Source organism: Sphingomonas aurantiaca (assembly GCF_003050705.1).
In the GTDB taxonomy this organism is placed as follows: Bacteria; Pseudomonadota; Alphaproteobacteria; order Sphingomonadales; family Sphingomonadaceae; genus Sphingomonas; species Sphingomonas aurantiaca.
In genome coordinates, this window is record NZ_QAOG01000001.1 from 273,249 (window position 1) to 299,732 (window position 26,484).

General features: G+C 68.0%; 23 protein-coding genes. 11 read left to right on the forward strand and 12 right to left on the reverse strand.

The window, feature by feature from the left end; translation table 11 throughout:
* Positions 1–46 precede the first annotated feature (46 nt).
* Positions 47–352, reverse strand: a complete 306-nt coding sequence (locus C8J26_RS01310; RefSeq protein ID WP_056419695.1) for a hypothetical protein — start codon at positions 350–352, stop codon at positions 47–49.
* A gap of 225 nt (positions 353–577) precedes the next feature.
* Here C8J26_RS01310 and C8J26_RS01315 point away from each other — a divergent pair, with 225 nt between their 5' ends.
* Positions 578–3,277 (forward strand): ATP-dependent DNA helicase, encoded by a 2,700-nt coding sequence (locus C8J26_RS01315; RefSeq protein WP_107956424.1) that lies wholly within the window; start codon positions 578–580, stop codon positions 3,275–3,277.
* A gap of 8 nt (positions 3,278–3,285) precedes the next feature.
* Positions 3,286–3,822 (forward strand): SixA phosphatase family protein, encoded by a 537-nt coding sequence (locus C8J26_RS01320; RefSeq protein ID WP_107956425.1) that lies wholly within the window; start codon positions 3,286–3,288, stop codon positions 3,820–3,822.
* Between the two features lie 40 nt (positions 3,823–3,862).
* Here C8J26_RS01320 and C8J26_RS01325 read toward each other — a convergent pair whose 3' ends face one another.
* The 6 genes from C8J26_RS01325 to C8J26_RS01350 all read right to left on the reverse strand — a co-directional run bounded on the left by C8J26_RS01325 (position 3,863) and on the right by C8J26_RS01350 (position 10,465).
* Positions 3,863–5,533 (reverse strand): ATP-binding protein, encoded by a 1,671-nt coding sequence (locus tag C8J26_RS01325; protein WP_107956426.1) that lies wholly within the window; start codon positions 5,531–5,533, stop codon positions 3,863–3,865.
* Between the two features lie 78 nt (positions 5,534–5,611).
* Complete coding sequence (locus C8J26_RS01330) at positions 5,612–6,331, reverse strand: TIGR02186 family protein (RefSeq protein WP_056419693.1); 720 nt, start codon at positions 6,329–6,331, stop codon at positions 5,612–5,614.
* A 32-nt stretch (positions 6,332–6,363) separates the two neighbouring features.
* Positions 6,364–7,278: a sulfite exporter TauE/SafE family protein gene (locus tag C8J26_RS01335; RefSeq protein ID WP_056419048.1), complete on the reverse strand. Its 915-nt coding sequence runs from the start codon at positions 7,276–7,278 to the stop codon at positions 6,364–6,366.
* Between the two features lie 76 nt (positions 7,279–7,354).
* Entirely contained in the window at positions 7,355–8,395 is a 1,041-nt protein-coding gene (locus tag C8J26_RS01340) for a hypothetical protein (protein WP_107956427.1), read from the reverse strand.
* Complete coding sequence (locus tag C8J26_RS01345; RefSeq protein ID WP_107956428.1) at positions 8,392–9,837, reverse strand: glycosyl transferase family protein; 1,446 nt, start codon at positions 9,835–9,837, stop codon at positions 8,392–8,394. Before C8J26_RS01345 ends, C8J26_RS01340 begins: the two co-directional genes overlap by 4 nt.
* 124 nt (positions 9,838–9,961) lie before the next feature.
* Positions 9,962–10,465, reverse strand: coding sequence for an outer membrane protein assembly factor BamE (locus C8J26_RS01350; protein ID WP_107956429.1), 504 nt, complete (start codon positions 10,463–10,465; stop codon positions 9,962–9,964).
* 133 nt (positions 10,466–10,598) lie between these two features.
* Between C8J26_RS01350 and C8J26_RS01355 the strand changes: the two genes are divergently transcribed.
* On the forward strand, positions 10,599–11,105 hold the full coding sequence (locus C8J26_RS01355) for a ubiquinol-cytochrome C chaperone family protein (protein WP_425275387.1): 507 nt from the start codon (positions 10,599–10,601) through the stop codon (positions 11,103–11,105).
* Entirely contained in the window at positions 11,102–11,626 is a 525-nt protein-coding gene (locus tag C8J26_RS01360) for a DUF177 domain-containing protein (RefSeq protein WP_107956430.1), read from the forward strand. The genes C8J26_RS01355 and C8J26_RS01360 overlap by 4 nt, the downstream gene beginning before the upstream one ends.
* 33 nt (positions 11,627–11,659) lie before the next feature.
* On the opposite strand, the gene C8J26_RS01365 is transcribed toward C8J26_RS01360, so the two are convergent.
* Positions 11,660–13,171: a M23 family metallopeptidase gene (locus C8J26_RS01365; RefSeq protein ID WP_244185109.1), complete on the reverse strand. Its 1,512-nt coding sequence runs from the start codon at positions 13,169–13,171 to the stop codon at positions 11,660–11,662.
* Between the two features lie 189 nt (positions 13,172–13,360).
* Entirely contained in the window at positions 13,361–14,038 is a 678-nt protein-coding gene (locus C8J26_RS01370; protein WP_107956432.1) for a DUF6445 family protein, read from the reverse strand.
* 203 nt (positions 14,039–14,241) lie between these two features.
* Between C8J26_RS01370 and C8J26_RS01375 the strand changes: the two genes are divergently transcribed.
* The 5 genes from C8J26_RS01375 (at position 14,242) to C8J26_RS01395 (ending at position 23,389) form a co-directional block, all read left to right on the forward strand.
* Complete coding sequence (locus C8J26_RS01375) at positions 14,242–17,067, forward strand: M16 family metallopeptidase (protein WP_107956433.1); 2,826 nt, start codon at positions 14,242–14,244, stop codon at positions 17,065–17,067.
* A 29-nt stretch (positions 17,068–17,096) separates the two neighbouring features.
* On the forward strand, positions 17,097–17,396 hold the full coding sequence (locus tag C8J26_RS01380) for a hypothetical protein (RefSeq protein WP_056419020.1): 300 nt from the start codon (positions 17,097–17,099) through the stop codon (positions 17,394–17,396).
* A gap of 282 nt (positions 17,397–17,678) precedes the next feature.
* On the forward strand, positions 17,679–19,583 hold the full coding sequence (locus tag C8J26_RS01385; RefSeq protein ID WP_107957006.1) for a CocE/NonD family hydrolase: 1,905 nt from the start codon (positions 17,679–17,681) through the stop codon (positions 19,581–19,583).
* A 138-nt stretch (positions 19,584–19,721) separates the two neighbouring features.
* On the forward strand, positions 19,722–22,232 hold the full coding sequence (locus C8J26_RS01390; protein ID WP_107956434.1) for a DegT/DnrJ/EryC1/StrS family aminotransferase: 2,511 nt from the start codon (positions 19,722–19,724) through the stop codon (positions 22,230–22,232).
* Positions 22,233–22,273: 41 nt separating this feature from the next.
* Complete coding sequence (locus C8J26_RS01395) at positions 22,274–23,389, forward strand: glycosyltransferase family 2 protein (RefSeq protein ID WP_244185110.1); 1,116 nt, start codon at positions 22,274–22,276, stop codon at positions 23,387–23,389.
* 18 nt (positions 23,390–23,407) lie between these two features.
* Here C8J26_RS01395 and C8J26_RS01400 read toward each other — a convergent pair whose 3' ends face one another.
* On the reverse strand, positions 23,408–24,112 hold the full coding sequence (locus C8J26_RS01400) for a murein L,D-transpeptidase catalytic domain family protein (protein ID WP_056419014.1): 705 nt from the start codon (positions 24,110–24,112) through the stop codon (positions 23,408–23,410).
* A gap of 202 nt (positions 24,113–24,314) precedes the next feature.
* Here C8J26_RS01400 and C8J26_RS01405 point away from each other — a divergent pair, with 202 nt between their 5' ends.
* Positions 24,315–24,917 (forward strand): L,D-transpeptidase family protein, encoded by a 603-nt coding sequence (locus tag C8J26_RS01405; RefSeq protein WP_244185111.1) that lies wholly within the window; start codon positions 24,315–24,317, stop codon positions 24,915–24,917.
* A 29-nt stretch (positions 24,918–24,946) separates the two neighbouring features.
* Here the strand turns inward: C8J26_RS01405 and C8J26_RS01410 are convergent, their stop codons facing one another.
* Both C8J26_RS01410 and ykgO read right to left on the reverse strand, forming a co-directional pair.
* Positions 24,947–25,573, reverse strand: a complete 627-nt coding sequence (locus C8J26_RS01410) for an HAD-IA family hydrolase (RefSeq protein ID WP_107957009.1) — start codon at positions 25,571–25,573, stop codon at positions 24,947–24,949.
* A 4-nt stretch (positions 25,574–25,577) separates the two neighbouring features.
* Positions 25,578–25,703, reverse strand: a complete 126-nt coding sequence (gene ykgO, locus C8J26_RS01415) for a type B 50S ribosomal protein L36 (protein ID WP_003046794.1) — start codon at positions 25,701–25,703, stop codon at positions 25,578–25,580.
* Between the two features lie 157 nt (positions 25,704–25,860).
* Here ykgO and C8J26_RS01420 point away from each other — a divergent pair, with 157 nt between their 5' ends.
* A complete protein-coding gene (locus C8J26_RS01420) occupies positions 25,861–26,475 on the forward strand; it encodes a DUF4136 domain-containing protein (RefSeq protein ID WP_107956435.1) in 615 nt (204 codons plus the stop codon).
* Positions 26,476–26,484 lie beyond the last annotated feature (9 nt).

A 26,484-nucleotide genomic window follows, 5' to 3' on the forward strand; every position in this document is an offset into this window, starting at 1 on the left:
TAGCGCGTGCGCCGTTGCCCGTCACCCCCACACCGCCGCATGGGTCTCAGCGGCAACGATCCTTCGCGGTGATCGTCCGGTCGATCGCGCGACCGCCAAGTGCACCCGCTGCACCACCGGCGAGCGTGCCGAGCAGGCCACCACCGACGGCATTGCCGAGCACCGCGCCACCGACGCCGCCGGCAACCAGACCGGTCGTGCCGCTCGAATGGCGGCAGCGCCGCGCCTGATAGCGGCGGTTGTGGCCGCGATATTCATGCCGCGAGCGCGCTTCGGCCTTGCCCGTGGGGATCACGGCGGCGGCGGGAATGGCGAGCGAGAGCGCGCTGAGCGCCATGAGAAACTTCTGCATGATCATCGTCCCTGTTGATGTAGGTAAAGCTCGGTATCGATAGGGGCGCAACGCACGTAAACCGTACCGGTTGCGTAACGGCGACCTAGGATGATGAGATCGCTGAAAAGTCTCTCTCAAACCCTCCCGTCGTCCCAGCTTTCGGTAGGATGACGGAAGAGCGGAGATTGTCCAGCCACCGCACAAAAGGTTGCCCTTTCGTTCTTCGTGCAGCAAGGTCGTGCAGTGCTTCCCTATCCCGCCCTCCACGCCAGCCACGCCGGCATCTGGATCGCGAATGCGGAGGGCGCGCGGCCGATCGGGCGGGGCGAGGCGATCCGGATCGCCGCCGATACGCCCGTCATCATGCTCAACGCGCCGCTGATCGGGCAGCGGCTCGGCTATCCCGATCTGTCGGGGCTCGACCTGCTCGAACTTTACGCGTTCCTGCGGCCTGGGCAGTTCGCCGTACCGACGCCGAAGGGGATCGCGCGAGTCACCGGTCTGGACGTCCCCACCGAGGATGCCGAGGTCGCGTCGTTCCTGCTGCGCGCGGCCGAGGCGATGCTCGCGCTGACCGATAGCGACTGGCCCGAGCGCGAAGGCGCGTGGACCTCGGCGCAATCGCTGTTCCGCCTGCGCTGGCCCTGGGCGCCGGTCGTCGCCGAGCGGCTGAAGAAGCCGTCCGTCAACGAACGCTGGCTGTTCTCGGTGCTGCCCGAATGGGAGGAGCATGCCCCGCGCCCCGCGCCGCGCGCCGTCACGATCGAGCCCGGCGATGCCGAAGCGCGGCTCGTCGATCTTACCGGGCACGGCGCGGAGGAACGCCCCGGCCAGCGCGCCTATGCCGGCGCCGCGACCGCCGCCTTCGCGCCGCGCGCGATGCGCGACACGCCTAATCTCGTCCTCGCCGAGGCGGGCACCGGGATCGGCAAGACGCTCGGCTATCTCGCGCCCGCGTCGCTCTGGGCGGAGAAGGCGGGCGGCGCGGTGTGGATCTCGACCTACACCAAGACGCTGCAACGTCAGTTGGGGCAGGAAACCGCGCGGCTCTATCCCGACGCCGCGATCCGCAAGGCCAAGGTCGTCACGCGCAAGGGTCGCGAGAATTACCTGTGCCTGCTCAACCTCGAGGACGCGCTGCAGGGCGGGTTCGCGGGCCGCGCGGCGATCCTGGCGCACCTCGTCGCACGCTGGGCCGCGTATAGCGCCGACGGCGACATGGTCGGCGGCGACCTGCCCGGCTGGCTGCCGACCTTGTTCCGCCGCAACGGCTCGACCGCGCTGACCGACCGGCGCGGCGAATGCGTCTATGCCGGCTGCCCGCATTACCGGAAATGCTTCATCGAGCGCGCCGCGCGCGCCTCGTCCGACGCGGATATCGTCATCGCCAACCACGCGCTGGTGATGGTCAACGCCGCGCGCGGGCGCGAACTCGCGACCCGGCCGACACGCTATGTGTTCGACGAGGGCCATCACATCTTCGACGCCGCCGATTCGATGTTCGCGACCGCGCTGACCGGTGCGGAGACGATCGAACTGCGCCGCTGGATCCTCGGCCCCGAATCGGGCGGGCGTGGCCGGCGGCGAGGCCTTGCAGCACGGCTGTCCGATCTCGCCAGCTATGACGAACAGGGCGCGCGCGCGATCAGCGACGCGGTCACCGCGGCGGGGGCGCTGGCGAGCGACGGCTGGCTGCAACGGCTTGGCGAAGGCGCGCCGTTCGGACCGATCGAGACGCTGCTCGCCGCCGTCCGCGGGCTCACCTACGCGCGCGCCGAGCAGCCCGGCGATGCGGGCTACGGGCTGGAGACCGAACTCGCCGAACCCGACGCGACGCTGATCGAGGCCGCCGCCCCCGCCGCCGCGGCGCTCGACGCACTGGTCCGCCCACTCGTCACGCTCGGCCGCCGCCTCGAAGCGGTGCTCGCCGAAGCGCCCGACTGGATGGACGGCCCCGCCCGCGCGCGCGTCGAGGGCGCAATCGCCTCGATCGGCTGGCGCGCGGAGACGGTCGCGGCGTGGCTGTCGCTGCTCGCGCGCGTCGGCGGCCCCGTCGACGGCGATTTCGTCGACTGGCTCGCGGTCGACCGGATCGAGGGCCGCGAATTCGACATCGGCCTTCACCGCCACTGGCTCGATCCGACGCGCCCCTTCGCCGAGATCGTCCTCAAGCCCGCGCACGGCGCGCTCGTCACCTCGGCGACGCTAACCGGCGGTGGCGACTGGGAGGTCGCCGAAGCGCGCAGCGGCGCCCCGCACCTGCTGCGCCCCGCCGCGCGGTTCGAGGCGAAGAGCCCGTTCGACTATACCCGCCAGGCCGAAGTGCTGATCGTCACCGACGTGAAGCGCGGCGACATCGGCGCGCTTGCCAACGCCTATGCGCAGTTGATCGTCGCCAGCCGCGGCGGGACGCTCGGGCTGTTCACCGCGATCCGGCGGCTGCGCGGCGTGCACGGCCGAATCGCCGATCGGCTCGCGCGGGAAGGCCTGCCGCTCCACGCGCAGCACGTCGATCCGATCGATACCGGCACGCTGGTCGACATCTTCCGCGACGATCCCGGCGCGTCGCTGCTCGGCACCGATGCGCTGCGCGACGGCGTCGACGTGCCCGGTGAGTCGCTGCGGCTCGTGGTGATGGAGGGCGTGCCCTGGGCGAAACCGTCGGTGCTGCACGCCGCGCGGCGGCTTGCCGGCGGCGGCTCGGCCTATGACGATCGGCTCGTCCGCGCGCGGCTGGCGCAGGCGTTCGGCCGGCTGATCCGCCGCGCCGACGATTCGGGCGTGTTCGTTATGCTGTCGGCAGCGATGCCCTCGCGCCTGCTCGCCGCGTTCCCGCCGGGCGTGCCGATCGCGCGCGTGACGCTCGAAGAAGCGGTGGCCCGAGTGGCGAGCCGGCTTTCCTCAAGGGCTCCGGTAGGGCATGAAAGCCGCGAACCGGCTTGAGGATCGCCATGAAGACGCTGACGCTGTTGCGCCACGCCAAATCCGGCTGGGACGATCCGGTCGCCCGCGATTTCGATCGCCCGCTCAATGCCAAGGGCAAGCGCGCGGCGGCGATGGTCGGCCGGCACATGCGGACGCTGGAGCTGGCGTTCGACCATGCGATCGCCTCGCCCGCGGTGCGCGTGGTCGAGACGCTCGCACAGATCGAATCGGGCTACGGGCGGACGATCGCGCCGGCGATGGATCGCCGCGTGTATCTGGCCTCCGCGGTGACTTTGCTCGACGTGGTGCACGGCTTTCCGGCGGAGGCGGCGCGCGCGCTGCTGATCGGCCACAATCCCGGCCTCGAGGATCTCGTGCTGATGCTCGTCGCCGACGGTGCGGACCCGCTGCGCGATGCGGTGGAGGACAAATACCCGACCGCCAGCATCGCCGAACTCCAGTTCGAGGGCGACTGGTCCGATCTGGCCACCGGCACCGCCCGGCTGACCCGCTTCGTCCGCCCGCGCGACCTCGATCCGACGCTGGGTCCCGACGCGGACTGAGACGACGCGACTCCGCGTGGCGGGCGCGCTTACGCCGCCGTCATTTGCCTTGTGCGCGCCACCGCTGGATCGTTCGGCCGATGATCTGATCCTCGCCGCCGATATCGCGCCACAGTTCGGAGAACAGCGGATCGGTCGACGCGGGCTGCTTGGCCTCTTCCAGCGTGTCGAAGGCAACGCGGATCGGAATCGTCACGCCTTCGCCGCAGATGATGCATTCGCGGTTGCGCAAGGCCGGGATCGAATCGAGAAAGCCGCGCGCGCCTTCGGGCATGGCGGCGCGGACCAGCGCCTGGTCGCGCTCGTTGTTGAGGCGCATCGCGATGATCGTGCCGCACTGCGACAGCACGCCCTCTGCAAGATCCGACGGACGCTGTGTGATCAGGCCGAGCGACACGCCGTATTTGCGGCCTTCCTTGGCGATCCGGCCGAGAATGCGGCCGACCGCGCTGGTCGCTTCCTGGCCTGCGGGAATGTAGCGATGCGCCTCCTCGCACACGAGCAGGATCGGGCGTTGCGGTTCGTTGCGCGACCAGATCGCGAAATCGAACGTCATCCGTGCGAGCACCGCGACGACCACCGCGGTGATGTCCGACGGCACGCCCGAGACGTCGATGATCGAGATCGGCTTGCCGTCGCCGGGCAGGCGGAAGATGCGGGCAAGGAAGCTCGCCATCGTGTCCGCGACCAACATGCCTGAGAACATGAAGCCATAGCGCGGATCGGCCTTGATCTCGTCGATCTTGGTCTTCAGCCGCAGATATGGCGCGGTATCGCCGGCACGATCCATCTTGCCCATCTCGGCGTTGATGATCGTCGTCAGATCGCTCAGCAGATACGGGACCGGCGCGTCGACCGTCAGCTTGGCGATCTCCTGGCCTAGCCGGCTCTTGGCCTTGGCGGCGAGCAGGCATTTGGCGAGGATATCCGCATCGAATTGCCGCGCGGAGCCGCTGCTGGTCAGGAAGACCTCGCAATGCTCCTCGAAATTCATCAGCCAGTACGGCATCTGCAGGTTCGACACGTCGTACAGCGCGCCGTTCGATGCGAATGCCGCGGCATATTCGCCGTGCGGATCGATCATCACGACATGGCCCTGCGGCGCCAGTTCGCAGATCCGGTGGAGGATCAGCGCGGCGGCGGTCGATTTGCCCGTGCCGGTCGACCCAACGAGCGCGAAATGCTTGCCGAGCATGGGATCGACATACAACGCGGCGGGGATGTCGGTGGTCGGGTACACCGTCCCGATCGTGATGTTGGCGCGATCCTCCGCTGCGTAGACCTGTTGCAGATCCGCGGTCGTTATCGGGAACACCTCGCAGCCCGGCATCGGATACCGGGTCACGCCGCGCCGGAACCGGTCGAGATTGCCGGTCAGCGGCTCCTCGTCGCCCTCGCCGAGGAAATCGATCTCGGCGGCGATGCAGGTGCCGGCATTGTCCTCGAGCTTGAGCGACCGGACATTGGCGACCAGCCACGTCGTGCCGACGCGCATCTTGACCTGGCTGCCGACCTGGCCCGCCGCCGCGACGACGCTGTCCGGATCGTCGCACAGCGCACCGATCGAGGCACGATCGAGCAACACGCGGCTGCTCGACCCGGCGATCGCGTACACGACGCCGATCGGGGCAGGCGGCGCGGCAAAGCCCGCGATGCCACCGGTTAGTGGTACGGCGCGCAAAAACGCATCGGGTCCCGGCATTTCACTCATTCTGGCAAGATCCCCAGTCATTTACCCGACCTCTTGCGCGCAAGAGCGTAAACATCCGGTGACGATGGTGAACCGACGCTAAACCCTGCGCGCGATCCAGCCAGCGGCCCAGCCGAGAAACACCGACAACGCGACCGCGGCCAGGCCATAGACCACCGACGAGCGATCCGCCGCGCGCGCGACGAATCGCTCGAAGCCCGATTTACGGATGTCGATGTCGCGCACCGCCGCCGCCAGCACGCGCCCGTCGCGGATCAGGAACGTCTCTGCAGTGAAGCGACCGACCGGGACGCGCGCGGGGATCGACACGCGCGCGCGGTAGAGGACGCCGTCGGTGATCTCCACCGCGCGCGGCGCTTCGTAGTAGAGGCCGGCATTGCGCTTCAGGTCGACGAGTCCTTTCTGGAACCGGTCCTGCGTGTCGGCGGGCGCGCTGGATGCGGGCGACAATTGCAGGCTGTCGAGCCCGAGTTCGTAGATCGCGCGGGTCCGATCGTCGACGAGCCGGGCGATCGGCTTCGACGAGGCGATCGCGTAGAAGCTGGGGGCGGAGCGATAGCGCAAGCGCGAGGCGTTGACCCAGATCCCGGCGACCTTCTCCTTCTCGCGCATCAGGATCGACTGGGTGGGGCCCTTCACGACGACGACAATGTCGGTGGGCTGCTCGCCGGTCGGCAGCCGGCCGCCGGGATACAGAATCGCGCCGAACAGCAGGAGCTCGGCGCCGGTGAAGCTGTAGGCGATCTCGATATTGCGCTGCGACACGTCGGGGACGAGCACGGGCTTGGCCTGCGCCATCAGCAGCGGGGCCAGCAGGACGAGCCAGGCCCTCACGACAGCGTGACCGAGAAGATTTCCTCCGGCCGCCAGACGAGGCCGAGCAGGATCCGCACGCCGATCAGCAGCACCATCGTCGCCAGCGCCAGCCGCAGATATTCGGGGCGGAACTTGGTCGCGAACCGCGCACCGATCTGCGCGCCGACGACCGAGCCGAGCAGCAGCAGCCCGGCCAGCACGATATCGACCGCCTTGGTCGTCGTCGCATGCACCATCGTCGCGACCGCGGTGACGAACAGCGTCTGGAACAAGGACGTGCCGACCACCACCGAGGTCGCCATGCCGAGCAGGTAGATCATCGCGGGCACGAGGATGAAGCCGCCGCCGATGCCGAGCAGGATCGTCAGGATGCCGGTGAAGAAGCCGAGCAGCAACGGCGCCAGCGGCGAGATATACAGCCCCGACGCGTAGAAGCGCGTCCGCAGCGGGAGTGCGGCGACGAGTGGGTGATGGCGGCGTTTGCGCGCCTTGGGCGGGCGCCCGGTGCGCGCACGACCGATCGTGCCGATCGATTCCTTCGCCATCATGCTGCCGATCGACCCGAGCATGACGACATAGACGATCGCGATCACCGTATCGATCTGGCCGCTCTGCTGGAGCAGCCGGAACAGCCAGGCGCCGAAGAACGAGCCGAGGATGCCGCCCGCCACGAGCACCCCGCCCATCTTGGTATCAACGCCCTTGCGGCGGAAATGCGCGAACACGCCCGAAACGCTCGCGCCGGTCACCTGGCTTGCCGAGGAGGCGGCGGCGACGGTCGGCGGGATACCGTAGACGATCAGCAGCGGCGTGGTCAGGAAGCCGCCGCCGACCCCGAACATCCCCGACAACAGCCCGACGCCGCCGCCGAGCAGGATGATGACGAGCGCGTTGACCGACAGGTTGGCGACGGGGAGATACAGATCCACGCGTGCAGCGTTACACCGGATTGCGCGCGCGGGGCTAGGCTCGACTCGGTACCGATCGCGTTGTTGGGGAAAGGCCTCAGAAGTCGCTGCCGATCGAAAGCGCCGGGCCCGATCCGGGACGCGCATTCCCCGCGACCCGCTCTCGCCAGTCGAGCGTCAGGCGAAGTGATTTGCGCGCGATCGGCACCGTCGCGACGACCGATGGTCCGACATCGAACCGCGCCGCCGCACGTTGCGCACTGCCCCATGCACCGATTCCCATATCGATGCGCGCCTTGCCGATCGCGCCGAGGGGATGGGTAACGCGGGCCGATGCGTCGATGAATCCCTCAAGCCCCTCGCGAAGGATCGCGCCGCCCTGGCCATACGCCTCGATCCGGATGCCCGGCGCGATGTCGGACGGACCATAGCCGGCGATCGCGCCGATCGTCGGCCCGCCGCGGCCGCCGTCGAGGACGAAGCGCTGCTCCGCGACGAGGTGGATCGGCAGCCGCGCCGGCTGCCAATCCACTCCGAGCGCGGCTTCGCGGCCGCGGCCCTTGAGCGGGGTGGCGAGCCGTGCGGACAGCGCGAACCGGCGCGCCGCGTCGATCGCATAGGTGATCCGCACACCGGCCTGCGACGCGCCAAGCTGGCCGCCCGAGACGGTGCCGGCGGGGCCACCGCGCACCAGCATCCACGCACTCGCGTTCAGCCGACCCCCGCCGCGGACCGTGAACGGCCGCGCGATCAGCAGCGGCGGTGCGTCGGGTCGACCGGGTGGTTCGCGCCACACGTGAGGCGACGTGACGAATGCTGACCGCGTTGCGGGAAGCGCCGCATGGTGCTGGGGCGGGACGAGTGGCTTGCGCGGCTGTGCGAACAATACGGCCGGGTGCGGGATGGCAATCGCGACCGTTTCGATCGGAGTCGGGCCGGCGAATGCCATCCGCGCAGGAGGGGGGTGGGGATCGGACGAAGGCGCCGCGGCGGCAGGCGGGACGATGATCTTGGCGAGGGCCGGGAGGTCGGCAGCGGGGGAAGGGGGCTCGAGCTCGGACAACAGCACTGCGATTCTGACCAGGATCCAGCCGCCGAGCGTCAGTGCGAGGAAGCGCAGCGGCCGGCCGCCACTCATCCCGGTGACGAAACGCTGGGATCCAACGCGCGACAGGTACCGACCGGCACCGCACGTAGATCGGGGGGCAGATCGGGAAATTCGTGACGGGTCTTGTCCCATACCGGCGCTGCGCCGCGCAGCATGCCGATGTAATGCACAACCGCGCAGGGGGCGACGATCAGCGCGACCCAATTGCCGACCACGAATCGCGGCAGTGCCCAGACCGCCTCGGCAAGCCCGTAGCTCCTGCCGGTGAAGAGCATCCGCAAGGCCAGTCGCCATGCCAACAGCGCGGAATTGGCGATGAACATCCCGGTTGCGATCGGGCGGGGCGGGGCGAGCGGTGGCGCTGCCGGGCCCGCCCAGTGATGCGCTGCGGTCGACACGGCCCAGGCCAGTATCCCGACATAGGCGACCGCAAGGACCACGACCGCCAGTGGCGCCCGCCGATCGCGCATCCGCATCCAGTGATCGGCATAGGCGCGCGGGCGTGCCCATCCGGTCCGATCCCATCCGGCAAGCGCGATGCCGTTCATCCACCGCGTCTTCTGGCGGATCGACTCGCGGATCGTTCCCGGGAAATAGGCGCGGACGGCAACGACCGACCCGGCATTGTCCGCCGCCACCCGCGCGAAGATGCCCCGGGCGCCGAGGTCCGCCAGCCGCAGGCCCAGCTCGTAATCCTCGGTGAGGCTGGTCGCGTCGAACGGATCGCCGCCGCGCGCGGCTGCGATCCGGGCGAGCATGGCGGGGGCGATCGCGCAGCCGGTGCCGGCGAGCGGCATCGCTGCACCCAGCGCGGTGCGGACGACGATTTGCTTCGCGTGCGATTCGGCGAACTCGTCGGCATAATGGCCCGACACCAGCCGCGCGCCGTGATGGACCAGTGGCAGCACGGGCAGCTGCACCACGTCGTATCGGTCGATCAGGCTGTCGAAGACGCGCAATTCATGCGGATGCACGACGTCCTCGGCGTCGTGCAGCACGATCGCCTTGGTCTGCCGGCCCTCGTGCGCATCGTCGCGGGTCAGCGCATGCCACAGCGTATTGAGGCAATCCGCTTTGGTCGTGGGGCCGTAGCGCGGCCCTATCACCATCCGGACGCGGTCGTCCTGCGCGACGATCGCGGCGACCGCTTCGATCGTACCCTGGTCGTTGGGATAGACGCCGACATAGATCCGGTACGCGTCGTGACGATAGCGATCCAGCGCGGTCGACAGCATGCCGCCGATCACCGCCACCTCGTCCCACGCCGCCACGAACACCGCGATCCCCCCGTGCGATCGCGGCGGCGGCAGCGTTGCCAGCGTCAACCGGGGGCGTTCGCCCTTCCAGAGCCTGTGGACGATGAAGACGATGTCGACCAGCAGGTCATCGATGCCGCCGAGAAACAATCCGACGCCGGCAAACAACAGGGTCTCGCGCGCCAAGCCGTCGATGATCCAGAACGACTCGACCATGATGCACCCCCGACGATGGGGTACAGGAGCGTCTGTCCATTTCGGAGTCTGTCGGATCCGAAACGGATGTTTGGCGGGGCGTTGCGAGCGAACGCCCCCCTCGATCCGTCACCGCATCCGGGGGTTACGGCCGGTCGCGCCCGCCGCCGCCGGTGTTGCCGCCAGCGCCGCCGCCGCCGGCCCCTGCCGCACCGACGGTGCCGATGTTGCCGAACAGATCCTGGAAGAACCCGCGTTCGCGACCCAGCGTCGGCGTCGTCTTGCTGTACGGCTTGACCGCGGCGACCTGGTCAAGCCCCCCGCGACGGATCGCGGTGACGGTGCCCTGCTGGTCGAAGCTGATCTGCAGCGTGATCTGTGCGTTGGGCCGCGGGTTGCGGAACGCCAGGTTGCGGCTGTCGCGCGCGAGGTAATACCAGTCGCCCTGGTCGAACTGGCCCGCCAGCGTCGGCTTGCCCAGCGTCTGGAGCACCGACTGGCGGTTATCCACGCCCGGCTGGACCGAATTGACGAGGTCGGTATCGACGACATAGCCCTGGTGCGAGCGCAGCTGGGTGCAGCCCGCGCTGGCCAGCGTAACGACCGCGAGGGCGGCGGCGAGACCCGTACGGGCGGAAAACACGCTCATATAAACTCCCAACCGGGGCACGCGAAAACACGTGACGGTTTCGATGCGATTGCATCGGCCGCCGATCGCCTCGATATGCGAGGATGCGCGGGCAAACAAGCCAGAGCGCGGTCGATGGTCGAAGGACGACGTATTGAGCTGGTTGGGAAGACTGTTCGGCGAGAAGCCGGACGAAGCGCTGCCGCTGTATAATGCCGTCGTGATGCGGGCGCGGGCGGCGCATTGGTATCAAGCGGGCGCGGTGCCGGACACCGTCGACGGCCGGTTCGACATGATCGCGACTCTGCTCGCGATCGTGATGCTGCGACTCGAGTCGGAGCCCGCCGGCGGCGATACCGCTGCGCGGCTTGCCGAACGCTTCGTCGACGACATGGACGGCCAGCTGCGTGAAATCGGGATCGGCGACATCATCGTCGGCAAGCATATCGGCAAGATGATGAGCATGCTGGGCGGTCGGCTCGGCGCGTACCGCGACGGACTGACCGCAGGCGATATCGCGCCGGCGCTCGTGCGCAACCTGTACCGCGGGGCCGCGCCCGATGCTGCCGCGCTGGCGCATGTGCGCGAGTCGCTGATGGCGTTCCATGCCGGACTGACGACCAAATCCCTTCCCGATCTATTTGCTGGAGACCTGCCGTGAGCCCCGAATTCAGCCGTCCGGAACGTCTCGACACGATCGGCGAGCGCGAGCGGATCGTCGAGATCGCCGCCACCGAGAGCGAGCGCGCCGCGCTGGCGGAGCGGTTCTCGCTCGTCTCGATCTCCCGGCTGGAGGCGCGGCTCGGCATCAAGCGCAACGACCGGGGCATCGTGGTAAAGGGCCGCGTGACCGGCGCGGCGGTGCAGGCCTGTTCGGTGACCGACGAACCGCTCGACACGCGGATCGACGAACCCGTCGAGCTTCTTTTCGTCGAGCGGCTGGTGGCGGAGGGCGACGAGGTCGAACTGTCCGACGACGCGCTCGATACGGTCGCGATTGAGGGCGGCACGATCGATCTGGGCGAGGCGGCGGCGGACACGCTGGCGCTGTCGGTCGATCCGTTCCCGCGCGGGCCCAATGCGGCGGCCGCGCTGGCGGCGGCGGGCGTGATCAGCGAGGACGAATTCCGCCCCGCCAATGCGTTTGCGGATCTCCAGGCGCGGATGGCGGGCAAGTCGTAAGGCGGGCGCGCGCGCCGGCCCTGGCGGCGTGCCTCAGCCGCCCGGGCGGACGGCCAGCAGCGTCGCCACCTTCGCCTTGAACGCGCGCAGCGATGCGCCCGACAGTTGCGCGACGCCCGCGAACGATACCGCGCGCGGATTGATCGCCGTGCCGTTCTTCCACACTTCCCAATGCAGATGCGGGCCGGTCGACAGGCCGGTCGAGCCGACATAGCCGATCACCTGCCCCTGCCGCACGCGCGTGCCCGACGACACCGCGATCCGGCTCATATGGCCATAGCCGCTCGCCATGCCGCCACCGTGGGTCAGCTTGACGAAATTACCATAGCCACCGGTCCGCCCCGCGAACGCGACGACGCCGTCGGTCATCGCGTGGATCGGCGTACCATAAGGCGCGCCGATATCGAGCCCCTTGTGCATCCGCGTGAAGCGCAGCAGCGGATGCACGCGCAACCCGAAGCTCGAGGTGATGCGGCCCGATACGGGCAGGCCGGACACTGCGCGCCGCTCGGTCTGGCCGTTGGCATCGAACCAGCCGTCCGTCCGCGACGCGCCGGCCCCGTCGCGCTCGCGCTCGCTCTCCGCACCGTCGGGCCCGAAGCGCACGAGCTGCACCTTGCGGCGGCCCTGATCGATCCCGGCGAACAGCAGCTCGCCGATCTGCGTCTCGCCCGTCGCGGCGCGCTGGCGTTCAATGATCAGGTCGAAACTGTCCGCGGCGCGGACATCGCGACCGATCGACAGGCGAGTCGCGAGCGCCTTGATATAGGATTCGACGGCCTTGGCGGGCACGCCTGCCGCGCGCATCGACCGGTACAGGCTCGATCCGACGAGGCCCTGGATCCGCAGCGGCGTCGCGTCGATCGCGATCGGCTTGCGGTGCATCGCCAGCCCGCCCGCGGTGCGCATCAGCGCGAGCCCGAGATCGAACCGCGCACGCAGATCGAGCGCTTCGAGCGGCCGGGCGACGGTGCGGTCGGGGCGACGACCGAGCGTCAGCGCGATCCGCGTGCCCGCGGCGATGGAATCGAGCGGCACCGCCTGCGCAACCATCGTGGCGGCGGCATTTGCATCGGCGCGCCCGACGCCGGCGCGCATCAGCACGCGGTCGAGCCGGTCGCCCTCGCCGAGCGTCGCGGAGAGGGTTACGGTCGGCCGCTCGGGGGCTTCGGTCAGCGGCGCGACGAGGTCATTGGCGGCCATTCGCCGGCCGGTCGCCGCACCTTGGCCGATCGCGGTGATTCCCTGCGCGCGCGCCTCGTCCCATTCCGCCCCGGCAAGCGGCGGGGGCACCGCACCGACCAGCGGTTTGATGCCCGGCGCCAACGCCCATGTCGCCACGCACAGCGCGGTGCACGTCGCAACGCCGCGCCACCAGTCTAGGCTGCCAATCTGTGCACCCAGGTCCGGAACCCAGTCGATCGACGTCGCCGCGGTGCGCAGCGGGGCGCGCGGGCTCGGCGTTGAAGCGGACGACGGCATGCGCAGGCCGCGAGGCCCCTGCATGCCAGCCAGTCCATATTCCGGATCGTCCCGTAGAAACACGCGCGCTGCCTTGGTGGTTGAAGAACATGGTCGAAGCGGCAAGCGGCGTCGTTGACGTGGAGTCACCGACCTGGTTCGCCGTACAAGGGACAGAGGAAACCCCTCTGCCGTAAAATAGGTGAAAGTCGACTTAAGTGGCGCCTTTTGGACCTGTGGTCGCGACGAAACGGTGGCGCGTCGCGGCGAGGGCTAGTCGAGCAGCAGGAATGCGGTGATCGTCAGGCGCCCGAGCAGCGGATCGTTGCTCAGCACAGTGTCCGATGCGATCACGCCGCTGTGCAGCGAGGCGCTGCGATAGATGACGGCCCGGTTATACCGCGCCTCGACCTGCGCGATCTGCTCGAACAGCGGCGTTGGTCCGGCGATATAGGAGCGCGCTGGCGGTGCGCCCTGCGCCAGTTCGGCGTTGAGCCGCGCATAATAGTCCGCCGCCCGCGCGGCATCGACCGTCTCGGTACCCGTTGCGCGATGGCGATAGAACGCGGTGCCGTCGCGGCTTTCGGGGCTGAGATAATGGACCAGCGCGATCCGCCCCGGATCGACCGCGTCGACATGCGGCAGCCGCTGCGCCAGCGTCAGGCGATCGGCGGGCGTCGTCACCATCGCATAGCTCGCGTCGATCAGCGCGGCCGCGGCATTATGGTAGAACACGCCCGACAGCACCGCGGCGAGGGCAGGCCCGACCTCAGCGAGATAGTCCGGCGGCAACGCAGCCCGCAGCCCGGGATAATGGTTGCGCCCCGGCTCGAACGCCTGCGTCGCCGCGAAAGCACGCAGCGCATCGGGATCGGGGTGGAAGTTGTCGACGATCGCGAGCGGCTGCGCCTGGGTGCCGATCTGGCGCGCGGAAATGGCCGGGCGGATCATCCGCCGCGGCTGCTTGGGCTGATGGCTTTTGGTATGTGCGGGTTTCGGCTCGATCGGGCGCAGCTCATGCTGCCGGATACCCCAAGCGTTACCGTACAGCCAACCGATTGCTCCATAACTGATTGGTTTTGTCATCCTTGTTGCCGTCAGGCACGGCGTCTCTATGCTGCCCCCCAACAGACAGACTGGGGTGATGAGCGCAGATGGTTTCGAAGATTTCCGTATTCACCGGCGTGTCGGTCGCCGCGCTTCTGGTCTCCGGCGCGCAGGCGCAGCGTTCGACGCCCGCGGCCCAGGCCGCACCGGTCGCCGCCCTCGTGAAGTCGGTGGATATCCCGTACCAGCAGTTCACGTTGAAGAACGGCCTGCGCGTCGTGGTGCATACCGATCGCAAGGCGCCCGTCGTCGCGGTGTCGGTCTGGTATAATGTCGGGTCGAAGTTCGAACCCAAGGGTAAGACCGGGTTTGCGCATCTGTTCGAACATCTGATGTTCAACGGCTCCGAGAACGCGCCCGGCGATTTCTTCGAGCCGCTCAAGCAGGTCGGCGCGACCGACTTCAACGGCACCACCTATTTCGACCGCACCAATTATTTCGAGACGGTGCCGACCGCGGCGCTCGATCGCGCGCTGTTCCTCGAATCGGATCGCATGGGCTATCTCACCGGCGCGATCACGCAGGGCGTGCTCGACGAGCAGCGCGGCGTCGTCCAGAACGAGAAGCGCCAGGGCGACAACCAGCCCTACGGCTTGACGCAGTACAAGGTCACCGAGGGGCTGTTCCCCGCGACGCATCCGTACGGCCACACCACGATCGGCTCGATGGCGGATCTCGATGCCGCGTCGCTGCAGACGGTGAAGGACTGGTTCAAGGATCATTACGGCCCGAACAACGCGGTGCTGGTGCTGGCCGGCGACGTCGATGCGGCGACCGGCAAGCGCCTCGCGGAGAAGTATTTCGGCGGCATTCCGAAGGGGCCGGCGAGCGTCGTGCCGGCCGCACCGATCCCGACGCTGCCCGCGCCGGTCAGCGAAACGATCAAGGACCGCGTCGCCGCGGTGATGATCAGCCGCAACTGGGTCGTGCCCGGGCTGAACGACAAGGACGGCACCGCGCTGGACGTCGCGGCGGGCGTGCTGGGCGGCCTCGCCAGCAGCCGGTTCGACACCGCGCTGGTCAAGAAAGAGAAGCTGGTCACGCGGATCTCCGCCGAGAATAGCAGCTTCAGCCAGCTCGGCATGTTCGAGATCCAGGCGATCGTGCGCGAGGGCGTCGACCCGGCGGTCGTGACCAAGCGGATCGACGAGATCCTCGCCGATTTCCTCAAGAACGGCCCGACCGCCGACGAGGTGAGCCGGGTCGCGACCACGACGGCGGCGCGCCGGATGGAGGGGCTCGAATCGGTCGGCGGCTTCGGCGGCAAGGCGGTCGCGCTGGCCGAGGGCACGCTCTATTCGAACGATCCCGGCTTCTACAAGAAACAGCTCCTCCAGCTCGCCGCGGAAACGCCGGCGAGCGTGCGGGCGGCGGCAGCCAAGTGGCTGTCGCGGCCGGCCTATTCGCTGACCGTCGTGCCCGGGGCGCGCGATGCCTATGCCAATGCGGTCGTGCCGCCCAAGGCCGTCGTCGTGCCCGCACCCGAGGCGCCGCCAAAGGGCACGCGTGGACCGCTGCCCGCGGTCGGCCAGATCGCGGGGCTCAGCTTCCCGACGGTCGAGCGCACGCGGCTCGCGAACGGGATCGAGCTTGTCTATGCGCAGCGTGACGCGGTGCCGGTGACGCAGGCGGTGCTCAGCTTCGACGCCGGCGTCGCGGCGGATGTCCCGGGCAAGCTTGGTACGCAGAAGCTGACTCTGTCGATGATGGATGAGGGCACCGCGACTCGCGACTCGGTCGCGCTGGCCGAGGCCAAGGAGCGGCTCGGCGCGGAGATCGGCTCGGGTGCGTCGAACGACCGGACCTTCCTGTCGCTCCAGGTGCCGAGCGCGAACCTGGCGCCCGCGGTCGATCTGTTCGCCGACATCGCGCAGAACCCGGCCTTCGCCGATGCCGAGGTCGCGCGCGTCAAGAACCAGCAGCTCGCGCAGATCGCGCAGGAACTGACCAGCCCGCAGGGACTGGCGACGCGCGTCCTGCCGAAGCTGCTCGGGCCGACCTCGCCCTATGCCAAGGCGCAGGGCAGCGGCGACCCCAAGGCGGTCGCGGCGCTGACCCGCGCAGACCTTGTTGCGTTCCAGCAGGCATGGCTGCGCCCCGACAAGGCGAAGATCTTCGTCGTCAGCGATCGTCCGCTCGCCGAGGTGAAGGCGGCGCTCGAGGCGCGGTTCGGGACATGGCGGCCGACCGGTGCGGCGGGCACCAAGGTCTTCCCGGCGACCGTGACGCCGTCCGCGCCGAAGATCGTCCTGATCGACCGACCGGACAGCCCGCAATCGGTGATCATCGCCGGCGTGCCGACCGGATTGAAGGGCACGCAGGACCTGTTGCCGATCGCGACCGCGAACGACGCGCTCGGCGGCAGCTTCCTCGGTCGCGTCAACATGGACCTGCGCGAGAGCAAGCACTGGTCCTACGGCGTGTCGGGGCGGTTCCAGCCATCGGAAAACGCCGCGCCCTATATCCTGTCCGCGCCTGTGCAGGCGGACCAGACCGGCCCGTCGATCGCCGCGCTGCGCAGCGATATCGGCGCGTTCCTCGGCAAGGAGCCGATGACGCAGGCCGAGTTCGATCGCGCCATCAACGGTGCGATCCGATCGCTGTCGGGCAATTTCGAGACGTCGGACGCGGTGTTGGGGGCGATGCAGCAGAACGATCTGCTCAAGCGCCCCGACGATTACTATGCGACGATTACCCGGCGCTATCAGGGGCTTAACCTCAATCAACTTAATAGTGCGATCCAGCAGGCGCTCGACCCGAAGAAGACGATCTGGGTCGTGGTCGGCGACGCGAAGACGGTGCGGCCGCAGCTTGACAGCATCGGCCTGCCGGTCGAGGTCATCCCCGCGGCGTCGGTTGCCGGCGCCCAGTAATCAGAGCTGTGATTCAGGAGAGAAATATAATGGCGAACGTCGATGGCAGCTGGGATTGCGTGGTCAAGTCGCCGCTGGGTGACCAGAAGATGACGCTGACCGTGAACAGCGCGGGCGACACGTTCACCGGTGCGGTGTCGGGTGCAATGGGCGGAATGGACGTCACCGGCGAGGTCGAGGGCGACACGATCACCTGGAAGCAGAGCATGACCGTACCGATGCCGATGACGCTCGACTGCAAGGCGACCGTCGAGGACGACATGCTCAAGGGCAGCGTCGCGGCCGGCGCGTTTGGCAGCTTCCCGCTGACCGGCACGCGAACCGCCTGATGCGCCCGTACGGCGATCAAGGCCCGTACGACGATCAGGGATTGTGAAACCGTGCCCCCCGGCAACGCCGTCATCCCAACGAACGCTGGGATCTCCCGGTGCGGCGGGTGGCATCTGCCAATTGGGTGACCCGAGCGTTCGCTGGGGTGACGGCTTTCAAATACGGGTGATCGCGCGTTCGGCGTGGTGATCCAAGCTATGAGAGGGGCCTGTCTTTCCGACCCGGAAAGGCGGGCCTTTTCTTTTTCGGTCCGGGAGGGAAGGAAAAAGACAATGATATCGATGCCCCGTTTGCTCACCGCCTGCGCGCTGGCCGCGCTCGTCGCCGCTACAACCGCCCCCGCCACCGCGCAGAATTACGACGAACGCCCCGCCAAGATGGCGCCGCGCGACGTCGGCTACGACTATGTCCGCAAGGTCGTCGAGATCCCGATGCGCGACGGGGTGAAGCTGCACACCGTGATCATCGTGCCCAAGGGTGCGAAGGACGCGGGCATCCTGATGACGCGCACGCCGTACGACGCCGATGGCCAGACCAAGGTCGACAGCGGCACCTATGCGGGGATCCTCGAGCATGGCGACGGCGCGGGCGACGTGATCGCCGCGGCGGGCTATATCCGCGTGATCCAGGACGTCCGCGGGATGCACGCGTCGGAGGGCATCTACATGATGAACCCCGCGCGCGCCGGCACCGCGCAGAACCCGACCAAGACCGACGATTCGACTGACACCTACGACACGATCGACTGGCTGGTGAAGCACGTCCCCGAATCGAACGGGCGTGTGGGGATCAGTGGGATCAGCTATGACGGCTTCCTGCCGTTGATGGCGCTGATCAATCCGCACCCTGCGCTCAAGGTCTCGGTGCCGATGAACCCGATGGTCGATGGCTGGCGCGGCGACGACTGGTTCCACAACGGCGCATTCCGCGAGGGCATGATGCCCTACATCCTCGGCCAGGAAGCGACCAAGGACGCGGGCACGCCGTGGATCACCGATACCGCGGACGATTACGACTATTATCTCAAGGGCGGCTCGGCCGGCGCGATTGGCAAGGCGCAGGGGCTCGAGCAGCTGGGTTTCTGGCGCAAGATCACGCAGCATCCGGCGTATGATTCGTTCTGGTCGAGCCAGGCGATGGACACCGTGCTCGCGGGCCAGCCGCTCAAGGTGCCGACGCTGATCGTCGGCGGGCTGTGGGATCAGGAGGATATCTACGGCGCGCCCGCAGTCTACCGTGCGCTCGAGCCCAAGGACACCGCCAACGACATGGTCTATCTGTCGATGGGCCCCTGGTATCACGGGCAGGAGGTGCGCGACGGCAGTGCGCTGGGCGCGGTCAAATGGGATGCGGACACCGCCAAATGGTGGCGGTGGCACGTCCTTGCGCCGTTCCTCGCGCATTATCTGAAGAGCGACCAGCCCGCGATGGACGTCGCCCCCGTCACGATGTTCCAGTCGGGCCGCAACGAGTGGCAGAAGCTCGATAAGTGGCCGACCGCACCCGCCGCGGGCACGCCGCTGTATCTCAAGCCCGGCGGCGCGCTCGGCTTCCAGACGACGGGCGGCGCGGCGACCACTGCGGACTATATTTCCGATCCGGCGGCCCCGGTCAGCTACCGCGTGCGCCCGACGCTGCCGACCTATGCGAGCGGATCGACGTGGAAACAGTGGCTGGTCGACGATCAGCGCGCAGTTTCGGGCCGTCCCGACGTGCTCACCTTCACGACGGATGCGCTGACCACCCCGACGACGGTCGCGGGCGTGCCGGAAGTGAACCTCACCGCGTCGACCAGCGGCACCGACAGCGACTGGGTCGTCAAGCTGATCGACGTCTATCCCGACGTCAATCCGGGTGACAAGGCGATGGCGGGCTATCAACTCTCGGTCGCGATGGACATCTTCCGCGGGCGCTACCGCGAAGATCTGGCGGTCGCCAAGCCGATCGCCGCGAACGTGCCGCTGAAATACAAGTTCGCGCTGCCGACGACCAACCACGTGTTCCTGCCGGGGCACAAGATCATGGTGCAGGTACAGTCGAGCTGGTTCCCGCTCTACGATCGCAACCCGCAAACCTTCGTCCCGAACATCTTTTTTGCACAACCAAAGGATTATGTGCGGGCGACACAGAAGGTGACCGTCTCGGGTGCTGACGAGAGCTTCATCAGCCTGCCGCTGGTCAGGTGACACTTCTACATCACCCCGGACGGAATCCGGGGTGATGTAAGAAAAGAACTGTCCTGCGTATATTGGCGTTTGACGACGTAACTGGTTCTTAGGAGGCGCTGCGGCATACAGCCGTCGCACCAACAGACCGGATCGCCGATGAAACGCCTCCCCCTGATCGCGCCGAACCCGCCGCGGCTGAGCGAGCATCTCGACGCGCTGCGCCGGGTCGAGGCATCGGGGGTGTTCAGCAACAACGGCCCCGAGGTCCGCGCGTTCGAGGCGGGAGTCACTCAGGCGCTGTTCGGCGGCCATGGTGCCTGCCTCGCGGTCGGCAACGCGACGCTCGGGTTGATGCTCGCGATCCGGCATGCTTCGGGGATGCGGACCGGGGGGCTGAACCCCAAGCAGGGCACGCTCGCGCTGATGCCCGCGCTGACCTTCGCGGCGACCGCACAGGCGGCGGCGTGGGCAGGGCTCACCCCGCTCATCTGCGACATCGATCCCGACGACTGGGCCGCGTGCGCGCTGGAGGAGGAGCGGTTGCTCGCCCGGCATGGCGAGCGGGTCGGCGTGGTCGTACCCTATGCGACGTTCGGCAACGCGATCGATCTGGAGCGGTACGTCTATTTCCAGCAGCGATACGGCGTTGGCGTGGTGGTCGATGCGGCGTCGTCGCTCGGGACGCTCGACGATGCGGGGCTAGGCTTTGGCGCCTGCGCGCCGTTCGCAGTGGTCCATTCGATGCACGCGACCAAGACGTTCGCGGTGGGCGAGGGCGGGCTGATCCATAGCGGCGACGTCGATCTCATCGCGACGCTGCGCTCGATGGGCAATTTCGGGTTCGAAGGCAGCCGCAATGCGACGCTCCCGGGGATCAACGCCAAGCTGCCCGAGATCACCGCGATCATTGCGCAGGCCAAGCTCGCCGAGATCGATTCGGTGGCGGACCACCGCGCCGCGCTCGAACAGGCCTATCGCGCGGCCTTGCCCGGTTTCCAGTTTCAGTCGGTGTCTGGCCAGCGCCGCGCGATGCAGTTCATGCCGGTGCTGCTGCCCGAGCGGCTCGCGCATCACCGCGATTCGATCGTCGAGAGCATCGAGGCGTCGGGCGTGGGCTGCGGTCGCTATTTCAGCCCGCACCTTGGCGAACAGCCCTGGTTCCAGGCCACCGCGATGATCGAGCCGACCCCGGTCGCGGACAAGATCGCGGGGCGGATGCTGTCGTTGCCGATCACCGATGCGATGTCGGTCGACGATGCGCGCCGGGCGGCGGCGGCGCTGGCGGATGCGTGCGCGGCGATCCTCCGCCCGCTCGATCGGCGCGCGTCGGTGCGCGGGCCTGGCGCCGCCGTGGCGTCGGTGATCGTGATCGGCGGCGGTCCCGCGGGCACCGCGATGCTCACCGCGGCGACCAAGCGCGGCCTGCTTCCCGACTTTGCCGCATCCGGACTGATGGTGATCGAGCGCAGCGGCGCGATCGGCGGCGGCCGGCTCGGGCGCTATGCGATCACCTCCGATTCGACCGCGCAGACGTTCCTGACCGCGGTGCGCGACAACACGCACCCCGAACTCGCTCGGCTGGTCGATCATCCCGCGGGGCGGGCGGTCGCGGCGCATATCGACGCGCTCGGCGTGCCGCTGACCGAGGTCGGGCCGCTGTTGCGCGCGACCGGCGACCGGCTGACCGACATCGTCCGCGCGAATGGCGGCGTCGTGCTGACCGGGCACGAAGCGTTGGGCGTCCGGCGGGTCGGCGAAGGGGTGTGGAGCGTGCAGCTGCGCCGCTTGTCCGACGGGCATGTGTTCGATCAGCTGGCGCGCAACATCGTCGTCGCGACCGGCGGTCATCAGCCACTCGACCGGCTTGCGACCCAGCGTGTCGCGGGGGGGCAACTGGCCGATCTCGCAAGCGGGCGGCTGATCCAGTCGGACGACGTGCTGACGGTCGGCGGGTTCGAAAAGGTTGCCGATATCCTGACCGGCAAGCGCAACCCGAGGATCGCGGTGATCGGCGGGTCGACCAGCGCGCTGACGACGATCGCGCTGCTGCTGAAGCGCCAGCCGGGGCTGCCGCTGGGGGCAGGGGCGATCACCTTGCTCCACCGGCGGCCGCTGCGCCCCTTTTATCATTCGGTCGAGGCGGCGCATGCCGAGGGGTTCACCGATTTCGGTCCGGACGACATCTGCCCGGTTTCGGGGTTCGTCTACCGGCTCGCGGGCTTTCGCCTCGAGGCGCGCGACCTGGTGCTGCGGATGCTGCGCGTCGACGGTCGCGCGCCCGATCCTCGCGTGGCGCTGCACCGGATCGCGGGCGACGACGACGCCGCCGCGCGGACGATCATCGAAGAGGCGGACCTGGTCATCGCGGCGCTCGGTTATCGACCGATCGCGGCGCCGATCGCCGACCGCGACGGGCTGCCGATCCCGCTTGCCGCGCAGGGCGGGAAACCGATGGTCGATCGCCATTGCCGGATCGTCGATGGCGACGGCGCACCGATTGCGGGACTATACGGGCTTGGCCTCGCTGCGGGGTTCGTCCCCTGGGGCCCGCTTGGCGGCGAGCCAAGTTTCTCGGGCCAAGCCAATGGCTTATGGCTATGGCAGAATGATGTGGGCCTTATGATCGTCGATCAGGTGATGGCGTCGCAGGTCATGGCGGCAGCGTGAGTTAGACGGGAATGCAGAAGGATATGCGGCAGGATGCGCCCATGGACATGGGGGTAGGCGCGCCGGGGGCCGGCCCGGCGGCCAACCCCGCGGTCAGTGTCGTGATGGCGGCGTATAATGGCGCGGGACTGATCGAGGAGACGCTCGCCAGCCTTCAGGCGCAGACCTTTACCGATTTCGAGGTGATCGTCGTCGACGACTGCTCGACCGATAACACGCGCGACGTGGTGCGGGCCTGGCCCGATCCGCGCGTGCGACTGGTCGAGATGGCGCGCAACGGCGGCCCGGTGCTCGCGCGCAATCGCGGCTTTGCGGAGGCGCGCGGGCGCTACATCGCCGCGCTAGACCATGACGATATCTGCCGCCCCGATCGCTTCGCGCGACAGGTGGCGTATCTCGACGCGCATCCCGACACCGTATTGCTGGGCACCGCCGCCGACCTGCTGACCGAGGGCGTGGTCGGCCCGTCGCGCTATGCGCCGTCCACCACGCCCGCACTGGTCGCGTGGCTGACCTGCATCGAAAATCCGCTGGTCTGGTCGTCGACGATGATGCGCACCGCGACTGCGCGGCGGCTCGATCCGGTGACCCGGCCCGAACTCCTCTATGCGGAGGATTTCGACCTGTATCAGCGGATCCAGCATTTCGGCGCGGTCGCGCGGCTCGATGCGGCGCTGGTGCTGTACCGGGTCCATCCGGGCGGCGTCTCGAAGCGGTTCGTCGATACGATGGAGGCGGCATCGGTCCGTGTGCTGACCGAGCGCTACGCACGGCTGTTCGACGATCGCGCGGAGCGGGTCGCGACGCTGATCATGCTGCACAACATGGCCAGGCGCCCGGTGCCCGATCGCGCCGCGCTGGCGACGCTGGGGAGTGCGCTGAGCGTGATCCAGGCGGATTTCCTGGCGACGCACGATTGCTCGCCGCACGATATCCGCCTGATCCGCTGGGAAACTGCGCGACGCTGGGGTGATATCGGCCGCGCGGCCCTGCGGGCGGGGACGGTAAGGCTTGCCGACGTACTGGCGGTCAGGCCCGATCATCTCGGGCTCGGCTATGCCGGGCTGGAGGCGTTGCTCTGGTCGGGACTCATCGGCGGCGTGCGGCGCGCACGCCAGCGGATGGAGCAGAGCCGGATGGCGCAGACTGCGGGCTAGCCCACGAGTCCGCGCCTGTCAGACCTTGGCGGCGTAGATCATCCGGCCCGCACCGAGGCGTGCGAACACCTGGTCCAGATCGCGCTCGCCGACCGCGAAGCAGCCCTGGCTGCGACCGAGCATGCCATGGCTCTCGATCATGTCCTTGTTCGCGTACCAGGCCGAATGCACGACGATCGCGCGATCGAGCGCGTTGTCGTTGGTCGGATCGAGGCCGATCAGGCGCTGCGACCGGCCATGCTTGCCGACATAATAATCGTCGGTGACGAATGCGCCCTCGGACGAGGCGTTCGAGCCGAAGCGGTTCGAGAAGCGCTCGAGATAGCCGGTATGCGCCGGATCCGACCCACTGCCATGCGCGACCAGCAACGACGTGCTGCGCCCGCTTGCCAAGTCGATAAAGTGGAAACGCGGCTTGCCCGACGGCGCCGCGAAATCGGCAATTGCGATCCGGTCGCGGTTCGGGATGCGGCTACCGTGGCGGCTGAGCGATGCCATCGCCTGGCGCAACAGATCGGGGCGAACGACTCGCGGCGAGGTCACCGCGACCGTGGTGCGTGGCAGCGGTGGCTGCGTCATCGGCTTGAGATCACGCGCCGTCAGCGGACGTCCGAGTCGCGTCGTTGCGGATACCGCCCCCGGTACCGCCAGAGCCCCCGCCAAAACCAAACCGTTCTTCAGAAGCGCGCGTCGTTCGCGCACAAGACCTTGCTCGTCGTGCATCGATTTTCCCGAAATTGCCCCAGTTCCCGTAGGCATGGCTATAACCGATTTTCGGTGAATATTCTGCAACCATTTCCACTGGTTGTGGGTCCGTTCCTTCGAACTACCCCGGCTTGGGGTCGGTTCGTCGACTCATCGCATCGGCACATTCCCCGCGGTCGGACGTTGACTGGCGGATCGAGACTCGGGAACGGATGGACAGATGAGCGGGATGGTGCGGTCGTTGAAGGCATGCGGGTTGGCAATCGTGCTGGGCGCGGGCGCCACCCCGGCGTTGGCCTCGTCCGCTGCGGCCATCGCCGCGATGCCGATCGAGCAGGCCGCGACCGAGCTGTCGCCGAACCAGTTCGTCTGGAAGGATAATGGCTCGGGCGAGCCCGTCAGCATCGTGATCAGCCTGATCGAGCAGCGTGCCTTCGTCTATCGCGGGTCGACGATGATCGCCACGACGACCATTTCCAGCGGCAAGGATGGCAAGGACACGCCGCTTGGCACCTATCCGATCCTGCAGAAGAACGCCGTCCACAAGTCGAGCCTGTATAATGATGCATCGATGCCGTTCATGCAGCGGCTGACCTGGGACGGCATCGCGATCCATGCGGGGCGGAATCCGGGCTTTCCCGATTCGCACGGCTGCATCCGCGTGCCGCTCGGCTTTGCGAAACAGCTGTTCGGGGTGACGACGCTGGGGACGACCGTGACGGTCACGGACGATTTCGAGGGCGGGGTGACGTTGGCCGAGCCCGTCGTGGATCAGGAGACGGCGGTGGCGAATCTTGCCCAGTCGGTTTCGTTGCAACAATAAGGGCTAGCGCACCGTCATCCAGACGCTCGTCAGGATGAGTGCTGTTTCGCGATCGGCAGTCCGAGCGCGACCAACCGCGCGCGGAAATCTGCCGCGGTCGTGAACAGCACCGATTCGATGCCCAGCGCCTGCGCGGCCGCCACGTTCGCCGCATTGTCGTCGACGAACACCGCGTCCTCCGCGGCCAGACCGAATCGATCGAGCGCCAGCCGATAGATCGCCGCGTTCGGCTTCACCATCTTCTCCTCGCCCGACACGACGATGTCGCGGAATCGGTCGAACAGCTTCGCTTCGCGCGCGCGGAAGGGTGGCCAGAACTCGTGGCTGAAGTTCGTGATCGCGAACAGCGGGACGCCGGCCGAATCGAGCTCTTCGACGATCGCATGCATGCCAGCGATCCCCGCACCGATACTTTCGTTGAATCGCGGCCCCCAGGCGGCAATCAACGTAGCATGCTGCGGATACAACGCGACAAGCTCCGCCGAGGTGTCGGCGAAGTCGCGGCCAGCATCGTGCTGGAAATGCCAATCGACCGTCACGACGTCGCGCAGGAACGCGTCGAGCGCCCGATCGTCGTCGATCAGGCGCTCGTACAGGATCCGGGGATCCCAGTCGTACAGGACACGACCGACGTCGAAGATGACGGCGGTAGTCAGGGCGTTAGCCCTGGCGTGCCTTGAAGCGACGGTTGGTCTTGTTGATGACGTAGGTACGGCCACGACGACGGATCACGCGGTTATCGCGGTGACGATCCTTGAGCGACTTCAGGGAATTGCGGATCTTCATGATCGATTCGCTTCTTTTCAAATCTAGGTGTGCGGAAAGACGGGATCGCCTAATGGCGGGGTGTGTCCAAGTCAAGCAATGGACACGCTCAAGCCATCCGGGAACCCACCCGGCTGGTCCGAGCGTTACTATGGCGCAACATTCTAAGGAAGTCCCGATGGCGGTTCGTTCGATCCTGGTCCTGGCGCTGGCAGGCGCATCCCTCACCGCGTGCGCGACCGGCCCGTCGCTGCCGCCGACCGAGGTGCTGCGCTATCACCTGGGCGAACCGATCGACCGTGGCACGATCGCGGTACAGCCGCTCACCGGTGGCGGCCCCGCCAGCCTCGAGTTCAAGACTTATGCCGCAGCGGTCCAGGGCGAACTGCTCAAGGCTGGCTATAGCGTGCCGATGGCCGGCGCGAAGCCGTTGCTGGTCGCGACCGTCGGCTTCACGCGGACGACGCAGGCCGGGCCGCCCAAGCGGTCGCCGATCAGCATCGGCCTCGGCGGCGGCGGCTTCAGCGGCGGTCGTGGCGGCGGCGGTGTCGGGCTTGGCGGCGGCGTCGGCTTCCCGATCGGTGGCGGCGGGAGCACCGCGATCCTAGTGTCCGAGCTGTCAGTGACGATCAAGCGCACCGCCGACCAGTCGCCGGTCTGGGAAGGCCGTGCCCAGTCGTTCGCCGATGCGCGCAAGGACGACGCACGGACCAATATCCAAGCCGACAAGCTCGCCCGTGCGCTGTTCATGGGGTTCCCCGGCGAGTCCGGTCGCACTATTCAGGTGAAATGAACGCAAACG

Coding starts and splice junctions, on each gene's coding strand:
- C8J26_RS01310 (WP_056419695.1), bottom strand. CDS start 352: ATGCAGAAGTTTCTCATGGCGCTCAGCGCGCTCTCGCTCGCCATTCCC.
- C8J26_RS01320 (WP_107956425.1), top strand. CDS start 3,286: ATGAAGACGCTGACGCTGTTGCGCCACGCCAAATCCGGCTGGGACGAT.
- C8J26_RS01325 (WP_107956426.1), bottom strand. CDS start 5,533: ATGAGTGAAATGCCGGGACCCGATGCGTTTTTGCGCGCCGTACCACTA.
- C8J26_RS01330 (WP_056419693.1), bottom strand. CDS start 6,331: ATGGCGCAGGCCAAGCCCGTGCTCGTCCCCGACGTGTCGCAGCGCAAT.
- C8J26_RS01340 (WP_107956427.1), bottom strand. CDS start 8,395: ATGAGTGGCGGCCGGCCGCTGCGCTTCCTCGCACTGACGCTCGGCGGC.
- C8J26_RS01345 (WP_107956428.1), bottom strand. CDS start 9,837: ATGGTCGAGTCGTTCTGGATCATCGACGGCTTGGCGCGCGAGACCCTG.
- C8J26_RS01350 (WP_107956429.1), bottom strand. CDS start 10,465: ATGAGCGTGTTTTCCGCCCGTACGGGTCTCGCCGCCGCCCTCGCGGTC.
- C8J26_RS01370 (WP_107956432.1), bottom strand. CDS start 14,038: ATGATCCGCCCGGCCATTTCCGCGCGCCAGATCGGCACCCAGGCGCAG.
- C8J26_RS01375 (WP_107956433.1), top strand. CDS start 14,242: ATGGTTTCGAAGATTTCCGTATTCACCGGCGTGTCGGTCGCCGCGCTT.
- C8J26_RS01380 (WP_056419020.1), top strand. CDS start 17,097: ATGGCGAACGTCGATGGCAGCTGGGATTGCGTGGTCAAGTCGCCGCTG.
- C8J26_RS01385 (WP_107957006.1), top strand. CDS start 17,679: ATGCCCCGTTTGCTCACCGCCTGCGCGCTGGCCGCGCTCGTCGCCGCT.
- C8J26_RS01390 (WP_107956434.1), top strand. CDS start 19,722: ATGAAACGCCTCCCCCTGATCGCGCCGAACCCGCCGCGGCTGAGCGAG.
- C8J26_RS01395 (WP_244185110.1), top strand. CDS start 22,274: ATGGACATGGGGGTAGGCGCGCCGGGGGCCGGCCCGGCGGCCAACCCC.
- C8J26_RS01400 (WP_056419014.1), bottom strand. CDS start 24,112: ATGCACGACGAGCAAGGTCTTGTGCGCGAACGACGCGCGCTTCTGAAG.
- C8J26_RS01405 (WP_244185111.1), top strand. CDS start 24,315: ATGAGCGGGATGGTGCGGTCGTTGAAGGCATGCGGGTTGGCAATCGTG.
- ykgO (WP_003046794.1), bottom strand. CDS start 25,703: ATGAAGATCCGCAATTCCCTGAAGTCGCTCAAGGATCGTCACCGCGAT.
- C8J26_RS01420 (WP_107956435.1), top strand. CDS start 25,861: ATGGCGGTTCGTTCGATCCTGGTCCTGGCGCTGGCAGGCGCATCCCTC.